The following is a 22871-nucleotide window of genomic DNA, read 5'->3' as shown; positions in this document are numbered from 1 at the left end:
ACCTTCCTTTCTAGATTAACCCTACCAGATAAGAGAACTCAAACTGACTTCGGGTGAATTAGCAAAGAATTTTATGTTTATCAAAATCCCAAATGAAATATCTTTCTTTTCCTAAACGAGCTTTATGAGCTTCTAATCGCTCAGGATCTGCTAACCTTTCTAGCATTCCTCCTGCTTGAGAAGTATGCTTCAAAATTGCAGACATTTTACGATCGAATATGTCTGTAATATCATTTACTACATCTGGTTGACCAAGTTCTGCTTCGAAATTTCTCGTAATTGCTGCTGCCCAAATTGTTGGACGTTTTTCTGGTTCCATCAACCGAACAGCTTCTACTGCACCAGCAGCCAATGCATTATGATCTGGATGAACTCCATGACCTGGATAATGGGTGATGATTAAACTTGGCTCAATCTCTTCAAAAATCTCTTTTAAATGTTCTGCCATTTCTTGACGGTCTTCAAATTCTAATGTTTTATCACGATATCCTAGTAAACGTAGCTGAATATCTAATTCTTTACACGCTTCTTCTAATTCTTTTTTACGAATTTCCGCTAATACTTCACGATTAGCAATAATTGGTGAACCCATGTTTCTACCCATTTCTCCTAATGTACCACATAAATATGTAACAGGTACTCCTTGTTCACGGAAACGTATAATCGAACCAGCTGCACCAAATGATTCATCATCTGGATGTGGATAAATAACAACTACATGCTTTTGCTTTTCCATAAAATCACCTTTCTCGTATTTATTAGTCTATGATTTTAGTGCTTAAATGGTGTTTCACTGATTTGTAGAGCTACTCTTAATCTACCAAATTCATCATGACCAGCTAATAGTAGCTTTGTCTCTTCATACATTTCCCAATGTGAAACTCCTTCTGCATAAATCCAACCCATATCAATTTTTAAACCTACACGAAGCACGTTATCACTTTGAACAATTTTTGCCTGGTTAAATGTTACTCGTGCATTACGAATATAAGCACCTACATTAACCCCTTTATTATCAAAATGACTAGCATATGATCCATTCGTTGTTTCTAAATGAATATATACTGGTTTATTTTTAAATTGATCTAATACTTCCTGTACACGTTTCATATCAATTAGTTCCATATGAGTATATCCCCCCATAACATCTTATTCTTTTTTACATTACCTAAATGATGCGCTTGCGTCAAAATTTTTGATTGTATTTTCAAAACCAATGAGGCTGTCCCAATGAACAACCTCATCTCCTTTACTTCTTCACTGGTATTTCTTCTTGGTGCTTTATCCACTCTTGCATACGTTTACGATCTCTTTCAATAATTCGCTTTAAGTAATAGCCTGTGTATGATTGTTCTACCTCAGCTATTTCTTCAGGTGAACCTGTCGCAATAATTTCTCCACCACGATCCCCGCCTTCAGGGCCTAAATCAATAATATGATCTGCTGTTTTAATTACATCTAAATTATGTTCAATAATTACAACAGTATCTCCATTATCTACTAAACGCTGTAATACTTCAATTAAACGTTTTATGTCATCAGCATGTAAGCCCGTTGTTGGTTCATCTAAAATATAGAAAGACTTTCCATTTGATCGTTTTTGTAATTCACTGGCTAATTTTACACGTTGTGCTTCTCCACCTGAAAGGGTTGTTGCTGATTGGCCAAGCTTAATATAGCCTAATCCTACATCTACTAATGTTTGCAGTTTTCTATGCAGCTTTGGAATATTTTTAAAGAATTCAAATGCTTCTTCAATACGCATATCCAAAATTTCTGCGATATTCTTCCCTTTATATTCTACTTCCAATGTTTCACGATTATAGCGTTTTCCATGACAAACCTCACAAGGCACATAAACATCAGGAAGGAAATGCATTTCAATTTTAATGATACCATCCCCGCGACAAGCTTCACATCGTCCACCTTTTACATTGAAGCTAAATCTTCCTTTTTTATAACCTCTGATTTTCGCTTCATTTGTTTGTGCAAACACATCTCGTATATCATCAAAAACACTTGTATATGTTGCTGGGTTCGAACGTGGCGTACGACCAATTGGCGATTGATCAATCTGAATAATTTTTTCAATATGCTCTGTTCCTTTAATTTCTTTATGCTTTCCGGGACGATATTTTCCAGTATATATACTTTTAGCTAAACCTTGATACAAAATTTCATTCACCAAGGTACTTTTTCCAGAGCCTGAAACTCCAGTTACCACAGTCATGACACCCACCGGAAATTTTGCATTAATTTTCTTCAAGTTATTTTCCGCTGCACCACGAACTTCTATAAAACGTCCATCTGATTTACGACGTTCTAATGGAAGCGGTACAAATGCTTTCCCTGATAAGTATTGTCCTGTTAATGATTTTTTCTGCTTCATTACTTTCTCTGGAGGACCACTTGCCACAATTTGTCCTCCATGTTCTCCAGCACCTGGGCCAATATCAATAAGCCAATCTGCTGCCATCATGGTATCTTCATCATGCTCTACCACAATTAATGTATTATCCAAATCACGCATTTGCATCAGTGTATTTATTAATCGATCATTATCACGCTGATGCAATCCAATGGATGGTTCATCTAGTACATATAGAACACCTGTAAGTGCAGAACCAATCTGTGTAGCTAAACGGATACGCTGTGCTTCTCCTCCTGACAGGGTTCCTGAAGCTCTTGAAAGTGTTAAATAATCTAAACCAACATTGTTTAAAAAGCTTAGACGATCAATAATTTCCTTTAAAATCATTTTCGCAATCTGCTCTTCCTTTTCTGTTAAATCTAAATTACTAAAGAATTGAAGTGCTTCTGTTACAGAAAATGTATTGACTTCACCAATATGAAGTTTATTTACTTTTACAGCTAATGCAGTTGGGTTTAAACGATATCCCTTACAGGAAGGACAATCTTTTTGCGCCATATATTTCTCTAATGTTTCTCGAATAAAGTCAGAAGAAGTTTCTCGATATCTTCGAGCAATATTTGTCACAACACCTTCAAACTCAATCATATTGCTACGTGAATTTCCGAAATCATTCACATAATGGAAATGGATTTTCTCTTTACCACTTCCATATAGTATTTTATCTAATTGCTTTTTCGGAAGATCTTTTATTGATGTATCCATATCAATTTTATAATGCTCACAGACACTTTTTAATAACTGTGGGTAATATTGTGAACTAATTGGTTCCCACGCAGCAATCGCATGCTGATTTAATGTCTTGTTTCGATCAGGAATCACAAGATCTAAATCAACTTCCAAATTCGTACCTAATCCATCACAAGTTGGGCATGCACCATATGGGGCATTAAAGGAAAATAATCTTGGCTCTAACTCACCAATAGAAAATCCACAATGTGGACAAGCATGATGTTCACTAAAAACAAGCTCTTCCTTATCAATAATATCTACAATAATTTTGCCTTCCCCTAGCCCTAATGCAGTTTCAATGGAATCGCTTAGGCGACTTGCTACTCCTTCGCGAACGACAATACGATCAATAACAACCTCAATAGAGTGCTTTTTATTCTTCTCTAGTTTAATTTCATCTGTTATTTCATACATTTCCCCATCAACACGAAGACGAACATATCCTTCTTTTCGTAATCGTTCAAATACTTGGACATGCTCTCCTTTTCGTCCAGAGATAACTGGAGCGAGAATTTGTAATCGTGTTCGTTCTGGATACTCTAAAATTCGATCAACCATCTGCTCCACTGTTTGTTGACTAATTTCAATTCCATGCGTTGGACAAACTGGTCTTCCTATTCGGGCAAATAATAATCTTAAATAATCAGCAATTTCTGTAATGGTCCCTACTGTTGAACGAGGATTTTTACTTGTCGTTTTTTGGTCGATTGAAATTGCTGGAGATAGCCCCTCAATAGAATCGACATCAGGCTTGTCCATTTGTCCTAAAAACTGTCGTGCATATGCAGACAGAGACTCAACATAACGCCGTTGTCCCTCTGCATAAATCGTATCAAATGCCAAAGATGATTTTCCTGAACCTGATAAGCCTGTCATTACAACAAGCTTATTTTTCGGAATAGAAACATCGATATTTTTTAAATTATGTGCACGTGCACCTTGTATGTTGATATATTTTTGTGCCATCATCGGCCTTCCTTCCAATTTGAATATATTAATATGTTTCTTTTAATCTTCTGCTTTTAATTCAAAAATAATATCTCGTAGTTCTGTTGCTCGTTCAAATTGTAATAATTTTGCAGCTTCTCGCATCTCTGCTTCCATTTTCTCTATTACCTTCGCTTTTTCTTTCTTATTCATCTTCGTGAATTGATATTCTTCTTCATATTTCTCTTGTTCATCCGCAATAACCGTTGCACGGATCGCTTCTCGAATACCTTTATTCACGGTTCTTGGTGTAATATTATGTTCCTTATTATATGCTTGCTGAATTTCTCGACGACGATTTGTTTCATCAATAGCAACCCGCATGGAATCCGTAATTTTATCTGCAAACATAATAACATGTCCATGCTCATTCCTTGCTGCTCGTCCAATTGTCTGAATAAGTGAGCGCTCTGAACGTAGGAACCCTTCCTTATCTGCATCTAATATCGCAACAAGTGATACTTCTGGTATATCTAATCCTTCACGTAATAAGTTGATTCCAATCAAGACATCATATTTCCCTTTACGTAAATCACGGATAATTTCTGTTCGTTCTAATGTTTTTACTTCTGAGTGTAAATAAGCAACCTTCATCCCTAATTCTTTTAAGTAATCTGTTAAATCTTCAGCCATTTTTTTCGTAAGTGTTGTAACAAGCACTCGTTCATCTTTAGCTGTACGTTTATTAATTTCCCCAATTAAATGATCTATTTGTCCTTCAATTGGGCGTATTTCTATTTCAGGATCAAGCAAGCCTGTTGGACGAATAATTTGTTCCACTACATCTGGTGCATGCTCTAACTCATATGGTCCAGGAGTAGCAGAAACATAAATTAATTGATTTGCCTTCTCCTCAAATTCTTCAAATCTCAAAGGACGGTTATCCAGTGCTGAGGGCAAACGAAATCCATGGTCTACAAGCATTTGTTTCCTAGCCTGGTCCCCATTATACATCCCGCGAATTTGTGGTAATGTCGCATGTGACTCATCAATCACGATTAAAAAATCCTCAGGAAAATAATCAAATAAAGTATATGGTGTAGAACCTGCTGGACGATGTGCTAAGTGCCTCGAATAATTTTCAATCCCTGAGCAAAATCCCATCTCATTCATCATTTCTAAATCATAATTCGTGCGTTGCTCTAATCTTTGTGCTTCTAGAAGCTTATTATTTGCACGCATTTTCTCCAGCTGTTCTTCTAATTCTGTACGGATATTCTCAATTGCTACTCGCATCTTTTCTTCACCTGTTACGAAGTGTGACGCCGGAAAAATAACAGCATGTTCCATATCCCCAATAATTTCACCAGTTAAGGCATCAACTACACGTATGCGATCAATTTCATCTCCGAAAAATTCAATACGAATACATTGTTCTGTACGAGATGCTGGAATAATTTCAACAGAATCTCCACGAACGCGGAATGTACCACGTTGGAAGTCAATATCATTACGAGCATATTGGTTGCTTACTAGATCACGTAATAATTGATCCCGTTCTTTCTCCATACCAACACGTAAAGATATCATATGACTTCCATACTCAACAGGCGACCCGAGTCCATAGATACAAGAAACACTTGCAACAATTAACACATCGCGCCTTTCAAATAATGCTGCTGTTGCAGAGTGTCTTAACTTATCAATCTCATCATTAATACTCGCATCCTTCTCAATAAATGTATCTGTTGAAGGTACATAAGCTTCTGGTTGATAATAATCATAGAAACTAACAAAATACTCTACCGCATTATTTGGAAAGTATTCTTTAAACTCACTATACAGCTGTCCTGCCAATGTTTTATTATGAGCAATGACTAATGTAGGTCGATGAATTTCATTAACAACATTAGAAACAGTAAAGGTTTTACCTGTACCTGTTGCCCCTAACAGCGTCGAATGACGTTGCCCAGCTAGAATTCTTTCCACCAAACTGTCAATTGCCTTTGGTTGATCTCCATTTGGTTCATATCTTGAAACTAATTCAAACTTATCTTTCACGAAGTAATCCTCCGATCTATTATGTAAAAATAAGTATCACATACTCGTTTATATACTTATTCCCATTTTCAACTTCTACAATCTATTTTAACATAAAAACGAACAAACATTCGCGAAAATGTTTTTCAAATATATTGTAAATCATTTAAAATATTGAAGTACAGATTTTGTCAACATGATATAATATAGCCACTACAGGGCAATCAACCATAAATTTTTAAAAATATATGGTAGGATATTAAATTACTTTCACCTGAATTACTTAAACTTCAAATTCTAGAAAACTTGAAGCTTTGTTGTATGAAATGAGGCTGATTTGATGATAAAAAATGAAATTATTGCATTAGAAGAAATGAAAAGATGTGATCCAGAGGACTTCATTTATCGACTCTTAAATTATCAACAACAAATTAGTAATAATCCCGATCTTTACTATCATGAAAAAGAAGATCGACATTGGATTAAAAGCTATTATAAAAATATATCTATTCGTAAAGAAGTATTATTTAAACAATATCATAAATTAGTTTCTGAAACGCATGAAAATATTTATCCTTATTTTTACAGTAAAGACCATTTTCTATATACTTGGGTTGATTTACACCCTAATGGCAAATTATTTAGTATTTATTCAGGAGAACCAATCGATTCCCAAGCTATGATTGAACAGGATTTTATTACCCTTCAGAAGCGCTATGATAGCTACCATCGACTATTCCATCAAGATGAACTCCATGAGGAGATTGATGAAGAAATGATTGAAAGACTGCGGAATATTTCGAAGCAACACCGATTTAACACAGAACATGTTATTCCTCAATCTTGGTTTCATGCAAAAGAACCAATGAAAGGAGATTTACATCATTTATTTGTCTGTGAACCAACTTGCAATAATTTACGATCTAACTATCCTTTCCATGAATATGATCCATCAAACAGTTCTGTTCAACAAGAATCAATATGCGGAAAACAAGATTTAAGTGGTTTCGAACCGGCTTATGGAAAAGGTATCGTTGCACGCGCAACCTTCTATTTCCTATTGCGTTATCCAAATTCAATACATAAAAAACACCTAAAACGCATTCATCTGCCTACTTTAAGAAAATGGCATCATCAAGAACCTGTAAGCCTTTATGAAAAGCATCGTAATAAAGCAATCTATGAGATTCAAGGAAATCGCAATCCTTTTATCGATATTCCTGATTTGATTGATCATTTGCGTTTTTCTTTTTAAAGAGAAAGGTAAACTTTTGTACAAATTAATTCTTATTCAAAGATAGGGATGTCTCGCTCCGAGTACCAAAACTCAGAATGAGGCATCATGCTCTTAGCCTTACGTTTTTCCTTGCTTCAAAATATAAAAATGGTTCTAATTATCAATTTCTGATAATTAGAACCATTTTTGATTGTTTTCTATTATTTATTTTGACGATGTGGTTCTTGAGGGAAAATAATTCCTAATTCATGATGATCCTCTTCATATAGTGCACTTTGGACAAAACGCACCTCATTATTATCATCCAATATTTCTAGTTTGAAAAAAGCACCGCTATTTTGTAACGCTAGGTAGAATTCTTTTATGGAATAAATTTTTTTATCGTTTACTTTTACAATAACCTCACCAGCTAATATATTCAATCGATCTGCTGGTGTATTTGGAATGACCGCAAGTACTTTCAAGCCTTCTGCCACTTTATTATAGTAAGCAGATCGATCTCGATCCTCAATTCTTTGCAAATAATTAATATATTCTTTTCCTAAGATAGCAAAAATGACTGCAACTAAAGATAACCAGCTGATGTAAATGCTACCTGCTGCAATTAAGAGAACAATAAAGCCAAGATAGAATATCCCTTTTGAAACCTTCTTTGCTGCAATCTCTGGTAAAATTCCACGAACTTTATAATCAAAGCCAATAACAAAAGGCACAAGAATAAAGCTATATGTCTGTTCTCCCAGTGAAAAATAAGGCCAATAAGCTGCAAAAGATGTTATTTCTCCAACCGGTAATATTACAAAGAATGGAATTAAATGCAGTTTCTTAAATTGATGCTGACCAATCCAATTTCCTCGTTGACTACGTACTAAACTAGGATATGTGTCATTTCTTTTCACACGTCTAGTTAGTAATGCTTCTACAATTAAAAAGACTCCAAGTAAGATAGCAACGGTTGTGAAATCAACCTTTGAAAATAAATCTACTTCTATATAGGTTTGGTATTCCAGCAGAAAAGGTGCAAATAATAATAGTAAGAAAGTAATTCCAATCGTATAACTAGGTGATAACAAGGTAAAACGAAAAGAAATACTTAATAAAATAATTACTCCACTTAATAATAAAATTGTTTCTATGGAAAAGACCATCCCTACACCAATTGTTAGTAGAGAGACTACTAATCCAATAATCAATGAAATACCCCATGTACCTTTGAATTCTGAAAATCTATTAAAAATCTTTGTACCAAAATTCATACGCTCATGATGAATTCGCTTACTACTCGCTACCCATACTAATAAAAAGGTCCAATATAATAAAGGGTTTAAAAATAGTTTTCCTATTGCTTTTAATAATTCAATTAACCAGATCTCCAACAACTTATTCACCGCCTTGGTTTAGCGAGCTTTTATAAGATATATGCCCTATTATCAATTATATCGCTTCTTTTTATTTTACCAAATAAATACAGGTTATTCACTAATTAAAGAAAACTTGCTTGAAAACCTTATATCTTAATTTTGGAAAGTTTTCTCCTAATAATGAAAAATTCGCAACACGATGTTGCGAATTTTTCGGATAAGATATCTTATTGATACAAAGCTTCTATTGCTTTATTTAACTGTAAATCATCATCTTTATCACGGATTTTTTCAATGATTTTAGCTTCCAATAAATCACCTGTTTGTTGATCAACTTCTCCTGTAACCTGTAAATCATTCTTTTGCTGGAAGTCTTTAACAGCATTTTGCATTTGGACATCAAAGATACCTGTTGCTTCCATATCATAACCTAAACCAATTAATATTTGCTGTAGATTCTTAATATGATCTCCTTCTACATTTAGCTTCGCTGTATTTTCTAATTGAACAGGATGTACAAGGTAATACTCTGGTTGCTCTTGTTCGATAGTTGGCTCTACACCATTTTCATGAATCCAATTTCCTTCTGGAGAAAGCCATTTTTGGAACGTTAATTTGACTGTACTTCCATCACCTAAAGGAACTGCTTGTTGTACGGTTCCTTTCCCATAGCTTGTGAGACCAATTACATCATATCCCATTTCCTTTAATGCTACTGCTAAAATTTCTGAGGCAGAGGCACTTCCTTCATCAATTAATACAGTAATTGGATAAGGCTTTTTCTCTGGTAGATCAGAGTAGTAAGAAACAGTTTCTCCATCTGCGCTCTCAATTTGATAAATCGGTATATCCTCTGGAACAAAATTACCTAAAATTTGCTCTACTGATTGTAATAAACCGCCTGGATTTCCTCGAACATCAATTACTAATCCTTCTATTCCATCTTCTTCTAACTTCGAAAGCTCCTCTGCAAAATCAGCAGCTGTTGTTTCTGAAAAAGAGCTTATTTCAATAATTCCTGTATTTTTACCATCAGACTCATCCTTTTCCACATGTACAGTCTCCAATGGTATTTCATCTCGAACAATAGTTAATTCGAAAGGATTTTCAACCCCTGGACGAATAATTTCAATCTTTACTTCTGTTCCTTTTTCACCACGAATTCGTTCCACAGCTTGATTTAAATCTAAATCTTCAATTGTATCTCCGTCAATACGGTTAATTTGATCATTTGGACGAAGCCCAGCAGCTTCTGCAGGTGAATCCTTTATCGGCGAAACAATCGTTACTTTTCCATTAACCATACTAACCTCTGCACCAATTCCTTCAAAGGAAGCTTCAATTTGTTCATTAAATCTTGACATGGATTCTAAGTCCATATACGAGCTATATGGATCACCTAATGCCTCTAGCATCCCTTGTAATGCACCTTCTATTAGTACTTCATCTTCAACATCTTCAATATAATATTGTTTGATTAGCTCATATGTTTGAGCTAATTTATCAAATTGTGCATGGCTATCAGTAGTGCTTCCCTGATTAGTTCCTTCATTCGCATTTGAATCTGGTAATACAATATTTTGTTGCGCATTTGGTAAAAATTGTTCAGCAACCTTTACTCCAGCGATTGCTCCCACAAATCCAATTGCTAGGGCTGCAACAAATATAAATACAATATTTATCTTTTTCAAGTTTCTTTTTCACCTCAGTATTATGAACGTTTGATTTTATTATACTTGATATAAGTATTTTTTTATACTCTAGAGATAACGAATCAAAAATTCATTAAATATTTTATTTTCATTCAACAGATATTTTCCCATTCTTCCATGTTGATAATGAAAGGACACTACACAAAATTGTGCAATGTCCTTATATTATACATATGTTCAACTAGTTTAAGTATTTCATCGGATCTACTCCGCCATGTTGTCTCCATGCTCCTTCATGTACTTCATAATGAAGATGGTTTCCAAATGACTGACCTGTATTTCCAATAGTACCAATCGATTGGCCACTACTTACCTGTTGTCCTGAACTTACAGACATACTATGTAAATGAGCATATACTGTAGTTAGATTCAAATCGCTATGATAAACATAAACAACATTTCCATAGCTAGGTGAATAACTTGCTCTTGTTACTACACCTGGAGCAGATGATGAAACCGGTGTTCCTTGTGACGCAGCAATATCAATACCATAATGGAAACCGCCACCATTAAAATCGCGATAACCATATGTCGAACTTAGTCTCCCGGATGCTGGCCAACTTAACTTACCTCCGCCTCCTGATGAAGCTCCCTCATTTGAAGGTGGCGGATTATTACTACTAGAGTTATCATTAGAACCACTGCTTGGTTCGCTATTTGAAGCTGGTGCACTACTTTTAGAAGCGGATTCTACTTGTGGTTTAGCAGCCGCTACCGTAGTTTTTTCTTTCTCTAAGCGCTCCTGCTCCTCAAGTCGTTTTTCTTCTGCAATTCGCTCTTGTTCTGCTTTTCGTTTCTCTTCTGCAATTCTTTCTTGTTCACGCTTTTCTGCTTCAATTCGTATTTGTTCTTCTATTTGTGCTTTTTCACTTAAAGCACTTGTTTTAGCTTGAGCAATAATTGTTTCTTGGTCCATTAACACTTGCTGCTCTTCTTCTAAGCTCATTGCATACCCTTCTAATTCCTCTTGCTGTCCAAGAAGCTCTTCTTTAACTTCTTCCATTTGGGCAATTTGTTTATTTAACTGATCCTTTAATACCACAAATTCTTCTTTTTGTGTTTCTAAAGCAACTTTTTGATCTTCAACATCTTTTTTCGCTACCGTTAATCGTTGTGTTTTCTCCTCTAAAGCTGCAATATCCGCTGCTTGCTCTTCCATAATAGTTTTATCCTGATCCATTATGTCATTGACCACTAAAGAGCGACTAATTAAATCAACAAAATTTTGTGCTCCAAAGATAACAGCCATATAGGAGATTTCTCCACCACTTTGTTGAATAGAACGAAGTCGATCACGTAATAATACTTCACGTTTCGCTATCTTATCTTCTAATTCAACAATTTCATCCTCTAATGTTAAAATCTCTTTATTTAACTCGTCAATCTTATTATTTGTTTCTTCAATTTCTCTTTCTTTTTCTTGCACTTTTGTTGTCGTATCAACTAAGGATTTATCAAGCTCTTGTATTTCTTTATTTACTGTTTCTTGTTCATTGATATTTCCTTCTATTTGATTCTCTGTTGTGCGTTTATCTTGATCCAAATTATTTTTCTTCTCTTGAATCTGTTGCTGTTCATTCTCTAATTCGTTAATTTCCTTTTCGATATCATTGACTGTCTTTGCCGAAACCAATTCCCCATTCAAACATACCGCTGCGACTACAAATACAAACGTTAAAACTGATGCTAATTTCTTCATTGATTTCTTTGTACTCCTCCCTCTCAAATACCCCAAACATTTCTCTGATACTATTAAACTTTAAGAAACTTACGTATACTCATGACACTTCCCCACATACCAATGAACGTACCGATAGCAAGTACAATTAATGATAATTGCCATGCAAATGGATGGAATGGGAGGAGCTCAATAAATGCAAATTTAGTTTGACCACTGACCCTCGTGTATAGGAAATAATATCCTGTCATGATAAATGTAATCGGAATAATCGATCCAAAAATTCCTAAGAACATTCCTTCAATAAAAAATGGCCAACGAATAAAACTATTTTTCGCTCCTACTAGTTTCATAATCCCAATTTCGGTACCTCTTGCCATAATCGTTAATTTAATCGTATTAGAAATTAAGAATATAGCAGTTAACACTAAACCAACAATAATTACCAATCCTATATTTCTTGCATAATCATTAAATTGGAATAATGGTTCAACCACATCTTGTCCATAATTCACTTGATGCACATTATCGAATGTTTCAATTTGTTTTGCTACTTTCTCAGCATCTTGCGGTATGATTGTTTGCACCACATAGGAATGATACAGTGGGTTATCCTGTTCAAAAAGCTCCCATGCTCTTCCTTCGCCCATACTTTCTTTTAGGTTTTCTAACTCATCATCACTAGACATAAATGAAATTTCATCAACTTCTGTCATTCCTTGAATAGCAACACCTAGCTCACGAATCTCTTCTTCATCTGCTGTCATATCAATTAAAACCTTCACTACTACATCTGATTCTATCTTTTGCGCTATTTGATTTAAATTTAAAATAATAGCGAGGAAAGCACCTACTAAAATTAATGTCATCGTAACCGCAGCAATGGAAGCAAATGACATCCAACCATTTCGGAAAATATTCTTAATACCTTCGCGGAGATGACGTCTCAAAGTTCTAAATTTCATAGCCATATTCACCCCGGTGTTCGTCTCTAGCAATAATTCCATTTTCTATTGCAATGACTCGTTTTTTCATCGTGTTCACAATTTCTTTACTATGCGTCGCCATTACAATAGTTGCTCCGCGAAAATTAATTTCTTCAAAAATACGCATAATCTCCCAAGAGGTATCTGAATCTAAATTTCCTGTCGGCTCATCTGCAATAACTACTTTTGGGTTGTTCACAATTGCTCTAGCAATCGCTACCCTCTGCTGCTCCCCACCTGATAGTTCTAATGGTAGTGAACGAGATTTATTCTTTAATCCTACTAATTCTAGAACTTCCATTACTTTACTGCGAATATTTTTCGGTGATTCTTCAATAACTTCCAAAGCAAATGCCACATTTTCATATGCTGTTAATTTAGGAAGTAATTTAAAATCTTGGAAAACAACACCCACTTTTCTTCTTAAAAACGGTACATTCTTTTCTTTTAACTTACTTAAATCTTGCCCATCAACTATTAATTCTCCAGAGGTAGGTTTTTCTTCACGATAAATCAACCGAACAAAGGTAGACTTTCCTGCCCCACTCGGCCCGACAATATATACAAATTCACCTCGTTCAATATGTACATCAATTCCGTTTACTGCTGTAACCCCATTATTATATTTTTTATAAATATCTTTCATTATAATCATCTATTAATCACCTTATTTACAAGTCTTTTTAAAATCTATCTCACCATGTTTACCTAGTTATCAACAATTTTTCTATTAAACTCAAAACACCTTTTTACAGCAAAAAACACCTGCAACAAATGAGGAGTTCCATTTTTTCTATCTAAATAACACCAACGATTCTTTCTGAGGAAGCATCAAATTTCTTCTAAAATCAATTAACTTTAAAAACTTTAAATTTTTTTGTCAAAATCTATCAAAACATTTGCCATCTAGTATAACATTTTATAGCAAGTTTTTTGGGGAAACTAATATTACATTTTCATTTCAATTATGGTTTTTAGTTATCTTTTGTAATATTTTAGGGAATATATGGTAAATCAGAAGATTGGTTCTTTTCATAAAAGAGAAATATTGTCACTTATTTAAAAGTGAAAATCATCTGTTTTATAAAGATAAAACTATTAAAACAAAACGAAAAGCGCAGAGTGCTACCTCTGAATAAAATTAACCTGGAGAAAAATTTATACATTCCTATGCAATAAGAAAACACCTTAAATATAGAGTTCTATATTTAAGGTGTTTTCATTAATTACGTTTTCAAATATCAATTACTTTTTAGCTGCTAACCATTCTGATAAAACCTCACGGTCGTCAGCACTTACATTTTGTGGTCCCATGTTACCAGTACCATTTTCAATGATATCAGCAATTTCATCAGCCGATAGTGATGCACCAATAGTCTCTAATGAAGGACCAACTCCACCTGATAAGTCAGCACCGTGACATGCTGTACAGTTGCTCTTGTAAATTGCTTCAGCATCAGCAGCATCTCCGTTAGAAGAACCACCTTCAGATGTTTGATCATCATCTCCGCCACCACAAGCTCCAAGTACTAATGCAGTTCCAACTAAAATCATTAATAACCATTTTTTCATACTAAATTTCCCCTTCACATATATAGTATAAAAACCTTCATACTCTATTATAGCCTAGTTCTATTTTTTTAAAACTATCTAGCTCAGTTATTTTTACAGAAGAACCCTGAAAACCATTGATATATCAATATTTTTCCATTTATGACATTTTCATGAAATCTAAAGATCTTCATGATTTATTAAGCTACATTTGTGAGCGGAGATATGCATCAATAAATACATCTATTTCTCCATCCATTACTGCTTGAACATTTCCAGCCTCTACATTAGTTCGGTGATCCTTCACCATAGAGTATGGATGGAAAACATACGAACGAATCTGACTTCCCCAACCGATCTCTTTCTGATCTCCTCTAATTTCTGCTAGCTCCTGCTGTTTCTTCTCAATTTCCAACTGATATAATTTTGCCTTAAGCATTTTCATCGCACTTTCACGATTTTTAATTTGCGAACGTTCATTTTGGCAGGTTACTGTAATTTTGGTAGGTAAATGTGTAATACGAACCGCAGAATCTGTTGTATTAACATGCTGCCCACCTGCACCACTTGAACGATACGTATCAATTTTCAAATCATCTGGACGTACTTCAATATCTATATCCTCAGTCATTTCTGGTGATATTTCACAGGAAACAAATGAAGTGTGACGACGTCCAGAAGAATCAAAGGGAGAAATTCGCACTAAACGATGGACTCCTTTTTCTGCTTTTAAATAGCCATATGCATTATGTCCTTTAATCAGTAGCGTAACACTTTTCACTCCTGCTTCATCACCAGCAAGATAATTTAATGTTTCGACGGAATAATTTTTTGATTCTGCCCAACGCTGATACATTCTAAGCAGCATACTCGCCCAATCCTGAGATTCTGTACCACCAGCACCAGGATGTAATTCTAAAATTGCATTATTGGCATCATACGGCTCACTTAGAAGCATCTGTAGTTCAAACTCATTAATATGTTGACCTATTTCATTTACTTCTCCATTTAGCTCTTTTAGTAACTCAACATCATTTTCTTCTTTAACTAGCTCATGTAAAACTACTGCATTTTCTACACGTTCTGTCATTTCTTCAATCGTATTCACACGGTTTTTGAGTTGGTTTGCTTCGTTAATTACTTTTTGAGCTGTATCACGATTATTCCAAAAGTCAGGGTCAGACATTTCTTCCTCTAGTTCTTGGATACGTACTTTACTTTGATCTAAGTCAAAGAGACCCCCTAAATTCAGCAATACGAGAAGTCATTTTATCCAATTCTTGTTTAATTTCCACTAACTCCATCTTATTCACCTCTATTTTCTACAAAAATCACAAAATTATCATCCGATTTTTTCTAATAATTCATTATAAGTACATGTTCAAAAAGATAGATAAAAAACAGAAGGAGGTACTGTAACTAACTACAGATACCTTTCCTTCTTGTTATCTTTTTTTAGATTCCATGACAATGCTTATATTTCTTACCGCTTCCGCATGGGCAAGGATCATTTCTTCCAATATTTACTTTTCTTACATATGGTTTGCGTTTTTGTTGTTCGGCTTGACCGCCAGCAACAGCTTTTGTATTTCTAGCTACTTCTTCACGTTTAACATTTTCTTGAATCTGTGCTTTCATTACGTATTTCACAACTTCTTCTTCAATACTTGCAATCATGTTTTCAAACATTGAAAATCCTTCTAGCTGATATTCACGTAATGGATCGTCCTGAGCATAAGCACGTAAATGAATTCCCTGACGCAATTGATCCATTTGATCAATATGCCCCATCCATTTGGAATCAACCGTACGAAGTAAAATAACTTTTTGGAATTCCTTCATTTGTTCTGGAGATAATTCCTCTGTTTTTTCATCATAACGTTTCTTCACTTTAGCAAGTAGCAATTCAATCATTTCAGAAGGATCTTTTCCTTTAATATCAGAAACAGCAATGTCCTCTGTATTTACTAAGTTACCATGTGCAAAATCAACAATTGCCTGTAAATCCCAATTTTCTTCCTCATCTTCCTGTGTATGGAAATTAACCTGACGCTCTATGACAGAGTTAATCATTCGGTCAATTATCTTATTTAAATTCTCCAAGTCTGATTCGATTACTTCAAAACGCTGATTATAGATAATCTCACGTTGTTCTCGAAGCACATCATCATAAGAAAGGATTGTTTTACGTGCATCAAAGTTATTTCCTTCTACACGTTTTTGCGCAGATTCTACAGCACGTGAAATCATTTTACTTTCTATTGCCTCGTCTTCGCCCATACCTAGGCGTTCCATCATATTCGCCATATTTTCTGAACCAAAACGGCGCATTAATTCATCTTCCATAGACAAGAAGAATTGCGACATTCCTGGATCTCCTTGACGTCCTGCACGACCACGTAACTGGTTATCAATACGTCTTGATTCATGTCGTTCTGTACCAATAACCGCTAGACCGCCCAGTTCAATGACACCTTCACCTAGCTTAATATCTGTTCCACGTCCAGCCATGTTTGTCGCAATTGTTACAGCTCCAGTTTGGCCAGCATGTTCGATGATTTCTGCCTCACGATAGTGGTTTTTGGCATTTAACACATCATGTTGTACTTTAGCTTTTTTAAGCAATTTTGAAATTAGTTCTGATGTTTCTACAGCTACCGTACCAACAAGAACAGGTTGACCTAGTTCATGGCGCTGTTTAATATTTTCTACTACGGCTTTAAACTTAGCTTGTGCCGTTTTATATATCATATCTGGTCGATCTTCACGAACAATTGGTTGATTCGTCGGAATTACAATAACATCCATGTTATAAATATTTCTAAACTCTTCCTCTTCTGTTTTCGCAGTACCTGTCATACCTGATAGCTTTTTATACATACGGAAATAGTTTTGGAAAGTAATAGAGGCTAATGTCATACTTTCATTTTGGATTTGTAAACCTTCTTTTGCTTCAATTGCTTGATGAAGGCCATCACTATAACGTCTTCCTTTCATTAAACGTCCAGTGAACTGATCGACAATAACTACTTCGCCTTCTTCTACTACATAATCAGTATCTCGATGCATCGCAGCATGTGCTTTTAAAGCTTGGTTAACATGATGCGTTAGGGAAACTTGTTTTAAATCAAATAAATTATCTATATTAAAATACGCTTCTGCTTTATTAATACCTTCTTCTGTTAATTGCACACCTTTTGATTTCACATCATACGTATAATCTGTTTCACGATTTAACGTTGCTACAAATGAATTTGCCTGTTGATACAATGCTGTAGATTTTTCAGCAGTTCCAGAAATAATCAATGGTGTTCTCGCTTCATCAATAAGAATAGAGTCCACCTCATCGATAACTGCAAAATTTAATTTACGTTGTACCATCTGCTCTTTATAAAGAACCATATTATCACGTAAATAATCAAAGCCAAATTCATTATTTGTACCATAGGTTATATCACAAGCATATGCTTCACGTTTCTCTTCCTTTGATAAACCGTTTTGATTCAGTCCTACTGTCATGCCTAAAAATTCATATAGCTTTCCCATTTCTGTGGAGTCACGGTCTGCTAAATAATCATTGACAGTAATAACATGTACGCCTTCTCCAGCAATTGCATTTAAGTAAACAGGCATAGTTGATGCTAATGTTTTACCTTCCCCTGTCTTCATCTCTGCAATATTACCTTCATGCAAGGCTATAGCACCTAATAACTGAACATAGTATGGACGCATTTTCAAAACTCTTTTAGATGCTTCTCTTACTGTTGCATATGCTTCTACTAGCATATCTTCTAAAGTTTCTCCATTTTCATATCGAGCTTTAAATTCAGATGTTTTATTCTTTAAATCATTATCTGATAACAACTCAAACTCTTGTTCTAATGCTTCAATTTGATTAGCTCGCTTCTCAAGTTGTTTAACTTGTCTTTTGTTGCCGTCACCAAATATTTTCTTTAAAATTTGTGCCATTTTTTTACGCTCCTCAATATATATCAATGTCGCCTTAGAGAGCTAATATACGAACTTTTAAGAATAAAAATTAGTTTTTGTTCAAATTTATTTCAGTTCGTGCAAGTGTTTTTTTCTAGCTATATTTAGAATTGATTAAAATGCTCATCATTTCATTTTCCCTCTATGCGAATAACATTGCGGTACATTTCCTATTTTTAAAATAAGATATTTCTACTATCCATTTAAAAATAGTTGACCGGACATAGTATGTCCTCTCTAATGATAACATTAAGTAAGAACCTAATACAACTAGTTAACAACCAAGTTCAAACCCCATTTATCATCTAATAAAAACAAAGTATCACTATTTGTACCCTTTCTCAAAAAAATAATACAAAATGATTCAAATTCCCTCTAAGTACGTGTTCAAAAAGGAACGTCATCAGTTAAATTCGCAACGGCACGAGAGCAACATCCGCACTAGTACATCCTAAGTTCAAGTCGGCGTAGCTTTGAGGAACGGACTTGTGCGTGTTGTGATGACTTCGACGTTCGACACAGAACGTGTCGGAACTTAGTCGAAGTCCCCTGTTGGATGCGTCATTTTTATTGGGCTTTTTGAACATTCTTTCTAAGATGCAAAAAAAGAGCAGCTATTGAGGATTAGCTACTCTTTTGAAGTAAGTGAAACGAAGAAGGTAAAACGGAGTAAATCAAATTAGAAAGGATTGCTTTCGAGGGTAATTAATAAATGGAGTTGTTTAATTTAATGAGTTTTCATCAGCTCTGTTAGCCTTCCATTTGTTACAGCAATAATTTCAATTAATTGTTTAATCGTTTCTTCATGTCTATTCACTTGATTGACAAGCATTTCAAAATGCCGTTGATCATATTTTGTCACTAAGCTTCCCTCCTTCTTTTTATTTCTTTATTTATAACATAAACATTTCGAAAAATAAGACTACAATTTCACTTTAATTTGATTCTAATCGACAAATTTCGATCACTAAAATTTACTTTTGTAAATCTATACTTGAAAATCTAGCAATCTTTTTTTATTTTCTTTTTCAGGATTTTATTTTTTGTATAACATTCGACAAAAACCGATGAATTTTATCAATATTATAAATTAATTAATGATAAGCTAAAAGACGTCCTCAAATTTCTGAGGACGCCTTAACACATCTATTTTATTTAATTTAATTCGGTTCAATTAATCCGTATTTACCGTCTTTGCGTCGATAAACTACATTTGTGTCACCTGAAACAGCATTTGTAAATACGAAGAATGCATGGTCTAACATGTCCATTTGTAAAATAGCTTCTTCTGAATCCATTGGTTTTAAATCAAAACGTTTTGTTCTTACAATTTCAATTTCATTAGAAGATTCTTCTTCCTTAGCAGCGCCATTTGCTGCGATTTCAGCTGCAAGTAATTTAGGTGAATCTTTTCCTCTTAATTTACGATTTACTTTTGTCTTATATTTTCTAATCTGTCTTTCCAATTTATCAATTACTAAATCAATTGCTGCATATAAATCTACATGTTGCTCCTCTGCACGAAGTAGTAAATCACTCATTGGAATAGTTACTTCTATTCTTTGTTCATTGTTATAGACACTTAATCTTACATGTACATCGGATGTAGGCTTATCATCAAAGTATTTTTCTAGTTTAGTAATTTTCTTTTCCGCATAATCTCGAATCGCCTGAGTTACCTCAATATTTTCTCCACGAATGTTAAAGTTCATAATAAGTGTCCTCCTTTTATCTTTGTATATATTATACTACTTTTTTGTAAAGTTTTTCTAGCAAAACGATGTATTCCATAAAAATATTTTGAAAAATCAAACTTAAAAGACTGGTATTGAGCGTTTTTATAGAAAAAAGAAGATGAACAATTTTCTTTTTGTTCATCTTCAAGGAAATCATTTTATGTTTTACTGTTTGCTGTCTAAGAACATACCATCCATTAGTTGAACGTCAGCGTATGGATTAACATAATTCTTATTCATTTTTTTCTGTTTCTGAGTCGATTTCATTTCTACTTTTAATTGATTGAATAAATTTTCCATTTCCTTCTGCACACGATAATTCAATTCCATTATTTCATGCCCTAGCTTTTTCTCCTCTGTAGAAAAATTTGATTCACCTTGAATTTTCTCCATCCACAGAGCTCTTTGAGAAATAAGATTAGAAATTTCCTCAATTATTTCTTCTCGATTTTTCGAAGTAATATGCTGAGATAAAGTTTGATTTAATTTAACCGTAATTTGATAGATTGCTTGTAAAGGACTCATTATATTTGCGCATCCTTAATTGTTGTAGCTTGATTGGATCCTGCTGTCTGTAGTACAGTCTTCCACGTATTTCGAAAATCTATCACATAGGATAATACCTCTTCTAAATCAGCGGAGCTGTTTTGGATATTTGCTTCTGTCAAGCGAAAATGCATATATTCATATAATGGTAAAAGTTCAGCAGCAATCGGGATGTTACGATCTAGTGTGAGCATTAATTCTTGAAGAATATCTTGGGCCTTTTGAATGTTTGTATTCTTGCCTTCAAAATTCTTTTCATTGACATCATTCATTGCTTGCTTGATAAACTTAATGCATCCATTATATAACATTAACGTAAGCTGACCTCCTGAAGCGGTAGTTATTGCATTATTTTGGTAAGCCTCATAATGTTTATTCATTGCCATGCTTATACGCTCCTTACACCTTTTTCTATCCACCAAACTGAGCAAACAGCTGTGAGGATTGATTATTCATTTGTTGAATAGCTTTTTCCATTGCCGTAAATTGACTCCAATGTCTATTCTCTACTCGAATCATACGTGCTTCAAATGCCGTGATTCGTTTATCTAAGTCCTTCATTCTCTTACCAATTGTGTAATTATCTAGTGTAGAAGTTCCTTTTCCTGCACGTTCTTCCACTCTGTCCATCGTGCTTTGTACACTTGAACGTAAGCCTGTAATTAGCCCGTTAAACAGCTTATTAACATCCTCTGCTCCATTTTCTAAAGCCTGCATCAATTTCTCTTCATCTATTTCTAGTTTTCCACCATCTAAATATGCAGCCGTTGTTGTGATACCTAGTTGTGTGATTGAGGTATAGGCGCCATCTGTATCTACCTTCGCATACCAGCTTTGACGCATAGATGATAATCCATTTGTTAGGAATGATTCTCCACGAAGAAGGCCGCTTTTAGCTTTTTCTTCCCACTGTTTTATTTCACTTTCCGAAAGTTCCTTTTTCTGTTCCGCTGTTAATGGTGGGAAATCACGAAATCTTTCTTCTTGTTGTGAACCATGGATCAAATCAATTACCTCATTGTATTTGTCTACGAAATTCTTAATGGCATCGAACGCAACTTCTGTATCATTTACAATGGTGATTCTTGCATTACCATTCGTTACGTTATGAAATTCAAATGTAATATTGTTAATTTCATATTTATTATTCTTTGATTCTATTTCTAATCCATTATTATAAACAAATCGAGCGTTTTCTCCACCAATTTCAGCTTTAATCAGATTCCCCTCAGCATCTCTTTTTGTTGCGTCGAGATTAAGAAAATCTGTGAAGAATCTGTTTTGCTCCTTACCTTCACCTTCGTTAACAGCGTAAAAACCAATTTCTGCTCCATTAAATTCAGTTGTTGTATTATGATTTCCGGTTCTAGACGTTTCTAATACCACACGTTTTGCCTCTTTATCATAAAAAGCACTTATATTATCACTAGCATTATTAATATGTCTTAAAGCAGATTGTAAGGTATCATCCTCTGTAATTGTGAAAGTGTGCTCTTCCATCATGTTCTCTTTTTCATTAAACGTGAAGAATTTAAATTCTCCTAAAGGAACATCTACGCCCTCATCCGCTAATTCCTTAAATGTTTTCGTTGGATCAATATCCATTTCTCGACCAATATTCATCGCATTAGAAGCAAGCTTTTGCACTTCAATTGAATAAGTACCAGTCGGAGTCGTTGATACACCACTAGCTGTAACTGCACCCTCCTGTGAAGAAGTAACTTTTTTGGATTGATATGTCTTACTTAATCGCATGTTTAACATTAAATTATCAAATTCTAATAACTTTTTATTAATATCACGAAAAGCATCTCGCTGCCATGTTAAGGTTGTTCTATCTTGCTGCATCCGCTCTAATGGCATTCTTTCAGCTTCCATTAATTTATTTACAATACTTTCAATATCCATTCCCGATGCAATTCCACCAATACGCATAACCATTGC

General features: G+C 34.5%; 18 protein-coding genes. 1 reads left to right on the top strand and 17 read right to left on the bottom strand.

Annotation, left to right across the window (positions count from 1 at the left end; translation table 11 throughout):
- Positions 1-58 precede the first annotated feature (58 nt).
- From bshB2 to uvrB, 4 genes are all read right to left on the bottom strand, one after another.
- Complete coding sequence (bshB2, locus tag AB4Y30_RS05215) at positions 59-736, bottom strand: bacillithiol biosynthesis deacetylase BshB2 (protein WP_368654433.1); 678 nt, start codon at positions 734-736, stop codon at positions 59-61.
- Between the two features lie 35 nt (positions 737-771).
- Positions 772-1125, bottom strand: coding sequence for a YojF family protein (locus AB4Y30_RS05210; protein WP_368654432.1), 354 nt, complete (start codon positions 1123-1125; stop codon positions 772-774).
- A 124-nt stretch (positions 1126-1249) separates the two neighbouring features.
- Positions 1250-4129 carry an excinuclease ABC subunit UvrA gene (gene uvrA, locus AB4Y30_RS05205; protein ID WP_368654431.1) on the bottom strand — a complete coding sequence of 960 codons (2880 nt, stop codon included), beginning with the start codon at positions 4127-4129 and terminating at the stop codon, positions 1250-1252.
- 42 nt (positions 4130-4171) lie between these two features.
- A complete protein-coding gene (uvrB, locus tag AB4Y30_RS05200) occupies positions 4172-6151 on the bottom strand; it encodes an excinuclease ABC subunit UvrB (protein ID WP_368654430.1) in 1980 nt (659 codons plus the stop codon).
- 319 nt (positions 6152-6470) lie between these two features.
- Between uvrB and AB4Y30_RS05195 the strand changes: the two genes are divergently transcribed.
- The gene (locus AB4Y30_RS05195) at positions 6471-7385 is read left to right on the top strand and encodes an endonuclease I family protein (RefSeq protein ID WP_368654429.1); all 915 of its coding nucleotides are present in this window, start codon (positions 6471-6473) and stop codon (positions 7383-7385) included.
- A gap of 182 nt (positions 7386-7567) precedes the next feature.
- Here AB4Y30_RS05195 and AB4Y30_RS05190 read toward each other — a convergent pair whose 3' ends face one another.
- The 13 genes from AB4Y30_RS05190 to fliD all read right to left on the bottom strand — a co-directional run bounded on the left by AB4Y30_RS05190 (position 7568) and on the right by fliD (position 22868).
- Positions 7568-8746: a PDZ domain-containing protein gene (locus AB4Y30_RS05190; protein ID WP_368654428.1), complete on the bottom strand. Its 1179-nt coding sequence runs from the start codon at positions 8744-8746 to the stop codon at positions 7568-7570.
- A 209-nt stretch (positions 8747-8955) separates the two neighbouring features.
- A complete protein-coding gene (locus AB4Y30_RS05185; RefSeq protein WP_368654427.1) occupies positions 8956-10419 on the bottom strand; it encodes a S41 family peptidase in 1464 nt (487 codons plus the stop codon).
- 202 nt (positions 10420-10621) lie between these two features.
- The gene (locus tag AB4Y30_RS05180) at positions 10622-12139 is read right to left on the bottom strand and encodes a murein hydrolase activator EnvC (RefSeq protein WP_368654426.1); all 1518 of its coding nucleotides are present in this window, start codon (positions 12137-12139) and stop codon (positions 10622-10624) included.
- Between the two features lie 53 nt (positions 12140-12192).
- Positions 12193-13083: a permease-like cell division protein FtsX gene (gene ftsX, locus AB4Y30_RS05175; protein ID WP_368654425.1), complete on the bottom strand. Its 891-nt coding sequence runs from the start codon at positions 13081-13083 to the stop codon at positions 12193-12195.
- Positions 13073-13759, bottom strand: coding sequence for a cell division ATP-binding protein FtsE (gene ftsE, locus AB4Y30_RS05170; protein WP_368654424.1), 687 nt, complete (start codon positions 13757-13759; stop codon positions 13073-13075). The genes ftsX and ftsE overlap by 11 nt, the downstream gene beginning before the upstream one ends.
- A gap of 590 nt (positions 13760-14349) precedes the next feature.
- On the bottom strand, positions 14350-14676 hold the full coding sequence (gene cccB, locus AB4Y30_RS05165) for a cytochrome c551 (protein WP_368654423.1): 327 nt from the start codon (positions 14674-14676) through the stop codon (positions 14350-14352).
- Between the two features lie 184 nt (positions 14677-14860).
- A protein-coding gene (gene prfB, locus AB4Y30_RS05160; RefSeq protein ID WP_368654422.1) for a peptide chain release factor 2 occupies positions 14861-15959 on the bottom strand; the annotation gives its coding sequence in 2 pieces (ribosomal slippage) (positions 14861-15895 and positions 15897-15959; 1098 coding nt in all).
- A 151-nt stretch (positions 15960-16110) separates the two neighbouring features.
- Positions 16111-18624 carry a preprotein translocase subunit SecA gene (secA, locus tag AB4Y30_RS05155; protein WP_368654421.1) on the bottom strand — a complete coding sequence of 838 codons (2514 nt, stop codon included), beginning with the start codon at positions 18622-18624 and terminating at the stop codon, positions 16111-16113.
- Between the two features lie 748 nt (positions 18625-19372).
- Positions 19373-19507: a hypothetical protein gene (locus AB4Y30_RS05150; protein ID WP_368654420.1), complete on the bottom strand. Its 135-nt coding sequence runs from the start codon at positions 19505-19507 to the stop codon at positions 19373-19375.
- Positions 19508-19805: 298 nt separating this feature from the next.
- The gene (gene raiA, locus AB4Y30_RS05145) at positions 19806-20357 is read right to left on the bottom strand and encodes a ribosome-associated translation inhibitor RaiA (RefSeq protein WP_368654419.1); all 552 of its coding nucleotides are present in this window, start codon (positions 20355-20357) and stop codon (positions 19806-19808) included.
- Positions 20358-20546: 189 nt separating this feature from the next.
- The gene (locus AB4Y30_RS05140) at positions 20547-20906 is read right to left on the bottom strand and encodes a flagellar protein FliT (protein ID WP_368654418.1); all 360 of its coding nucleotides are present in this window, start codon (positions 20904-20906) and stop codon (positions 20547-20549) included.
- A complete protein-coding gene (gene fliS, locus AB4Y30_RS05135) occupies positions 20906-21313 on the bottom strand; it encodes a flagellar export chaperone FliS (protein ID WP_368654417.1) in 408 nt (135 codons plus the stop codon). Before fliS ends, AB4Y30_RS05140 begins: the two co-directional genes overlap by 1 nt.
- A 25-nt stretch (positions 21314-21338) precedes the next feature.
- Positions 21339-22868: a flagellar filament capping protein FliD gene (gene fliD / locus AB4Y30_RS05130; RefSeq protein WP_368654416.1), complete on the bottom strand. Its 1530-nt coding sequence runs from the start codon at positions 22866-22868 to the stop codon at positions 21339-21341.
- Positions 22869-22871 lie beyond the last annotated feature (3 nt).

Origin of the sequence: Ornithinibacillus sp. 4-3 (assembly GCF_040958695.1) — a bacterium.
In the GTDB taxonomy this organism is placed as follows: domain Bacteria; phylum Bacillota; class Bacilli; order Bacillales; family Amphibacillaceae; genus CALAMD01.
Note: the sequence above shows the minus strand (reverse complement) of the source record. Positions and strands in the feature narration are given on the sequence as shown.

What these genes read in the sequence shown, in the direction of transcription:
- cccB (WP_368654423.1), bottom strand. Translation starts at nt 14,676, where the DNA reads ATGAAAAAATGGTTATTAATGATTTTAGTTGGAACTGCATTAGTACTT.
- secA (WP_368654421.1), bottom strand. Translation starts at nt 18,624, where the DNA reads ATGGCACAAATTTTAAAGAAAATATTTGGTGACGGCAACAAAAGACAA.
- raiA (WP_368654419.1), bottom strand. Translation starts at nt 20,357, where the DNA reads ATGAACTTTAACATTCGTGGAGAAAATATTGAGGTAACTCAGGCGATT.
- AB4Y30_RS05210 (WP_368654432.1), bottom strand. Translation starts at nt 1,125, where the DNA reads ATGGAACTAATTGATATGAAACGTGTACAGGAAGTATTAGATCAATTT.
- uvrA (WP_368654431.1), bottom strand. Translation starts at nt 4,129, where the DNA reads ATGGCACAAAAATATATCAACATACAAGGTGCACGTGCACATAATTTA.
- AB4Y30_RS05180 (WP_368654426.1), bottom strand. Translation starts at nt 12,139, where the DNA reads ATGAAGAAATTAGCATCAGTTTTAACGTTTGTATTTGTAGTCGCAGCG.
- fliD (WP_368654416.1), bottom strand. Translation starts at nt 22,868, where the DNA reads ATGGTTATGCGTATTGGTGGAATTGCATCGGGAATGGATATTGAAAGT.
- fliS (WP_368654417.1), bottom strand. Translation starts at nt 21,313, where the DNA reads ATGGCAATGAATAAACATTATGAGGCTTACCAAAATAATGCAATAACT.
- ftsX (WP_368654425.1), bottom strand. Translation starts at nt 13,083, where the DNA reads ATGAAATTTAGAACTTTGAGACGTCATCTCCGCGAAGGTATTAAGAAT.
- ftsE (WP_368654424.1), bottom strand. Translation starts at nt 13,759, where the DNA reads ATGATTATAATGAAAGATATTTATAAAAAATATAATAATGGGGTTACA.
- AB4Y30_RS05140 (WP_368654418.1), bottom strand. Translation starts at nt 20,906, where the DNA reads ATGAGTCCTTTACAAGCAATCTATCAAATTACGGTTAAATTAAATCAA.
- bshB2 (WP_368654433.1), bottom strand. Translation starts at nt 736, where the DNA reads ATGGAAAAGCAAAAGCATGTAGTTGTTATTTATCCACATCCAGATGAT.
- AB4Y30_RS05195 (WP_368654429.1), top strand. Translation starts at nt 6,471, where the DNA reads ATGATAAAAAATGAAATTATTGCATTAGAAGAAATGAAAAGATGTGAT.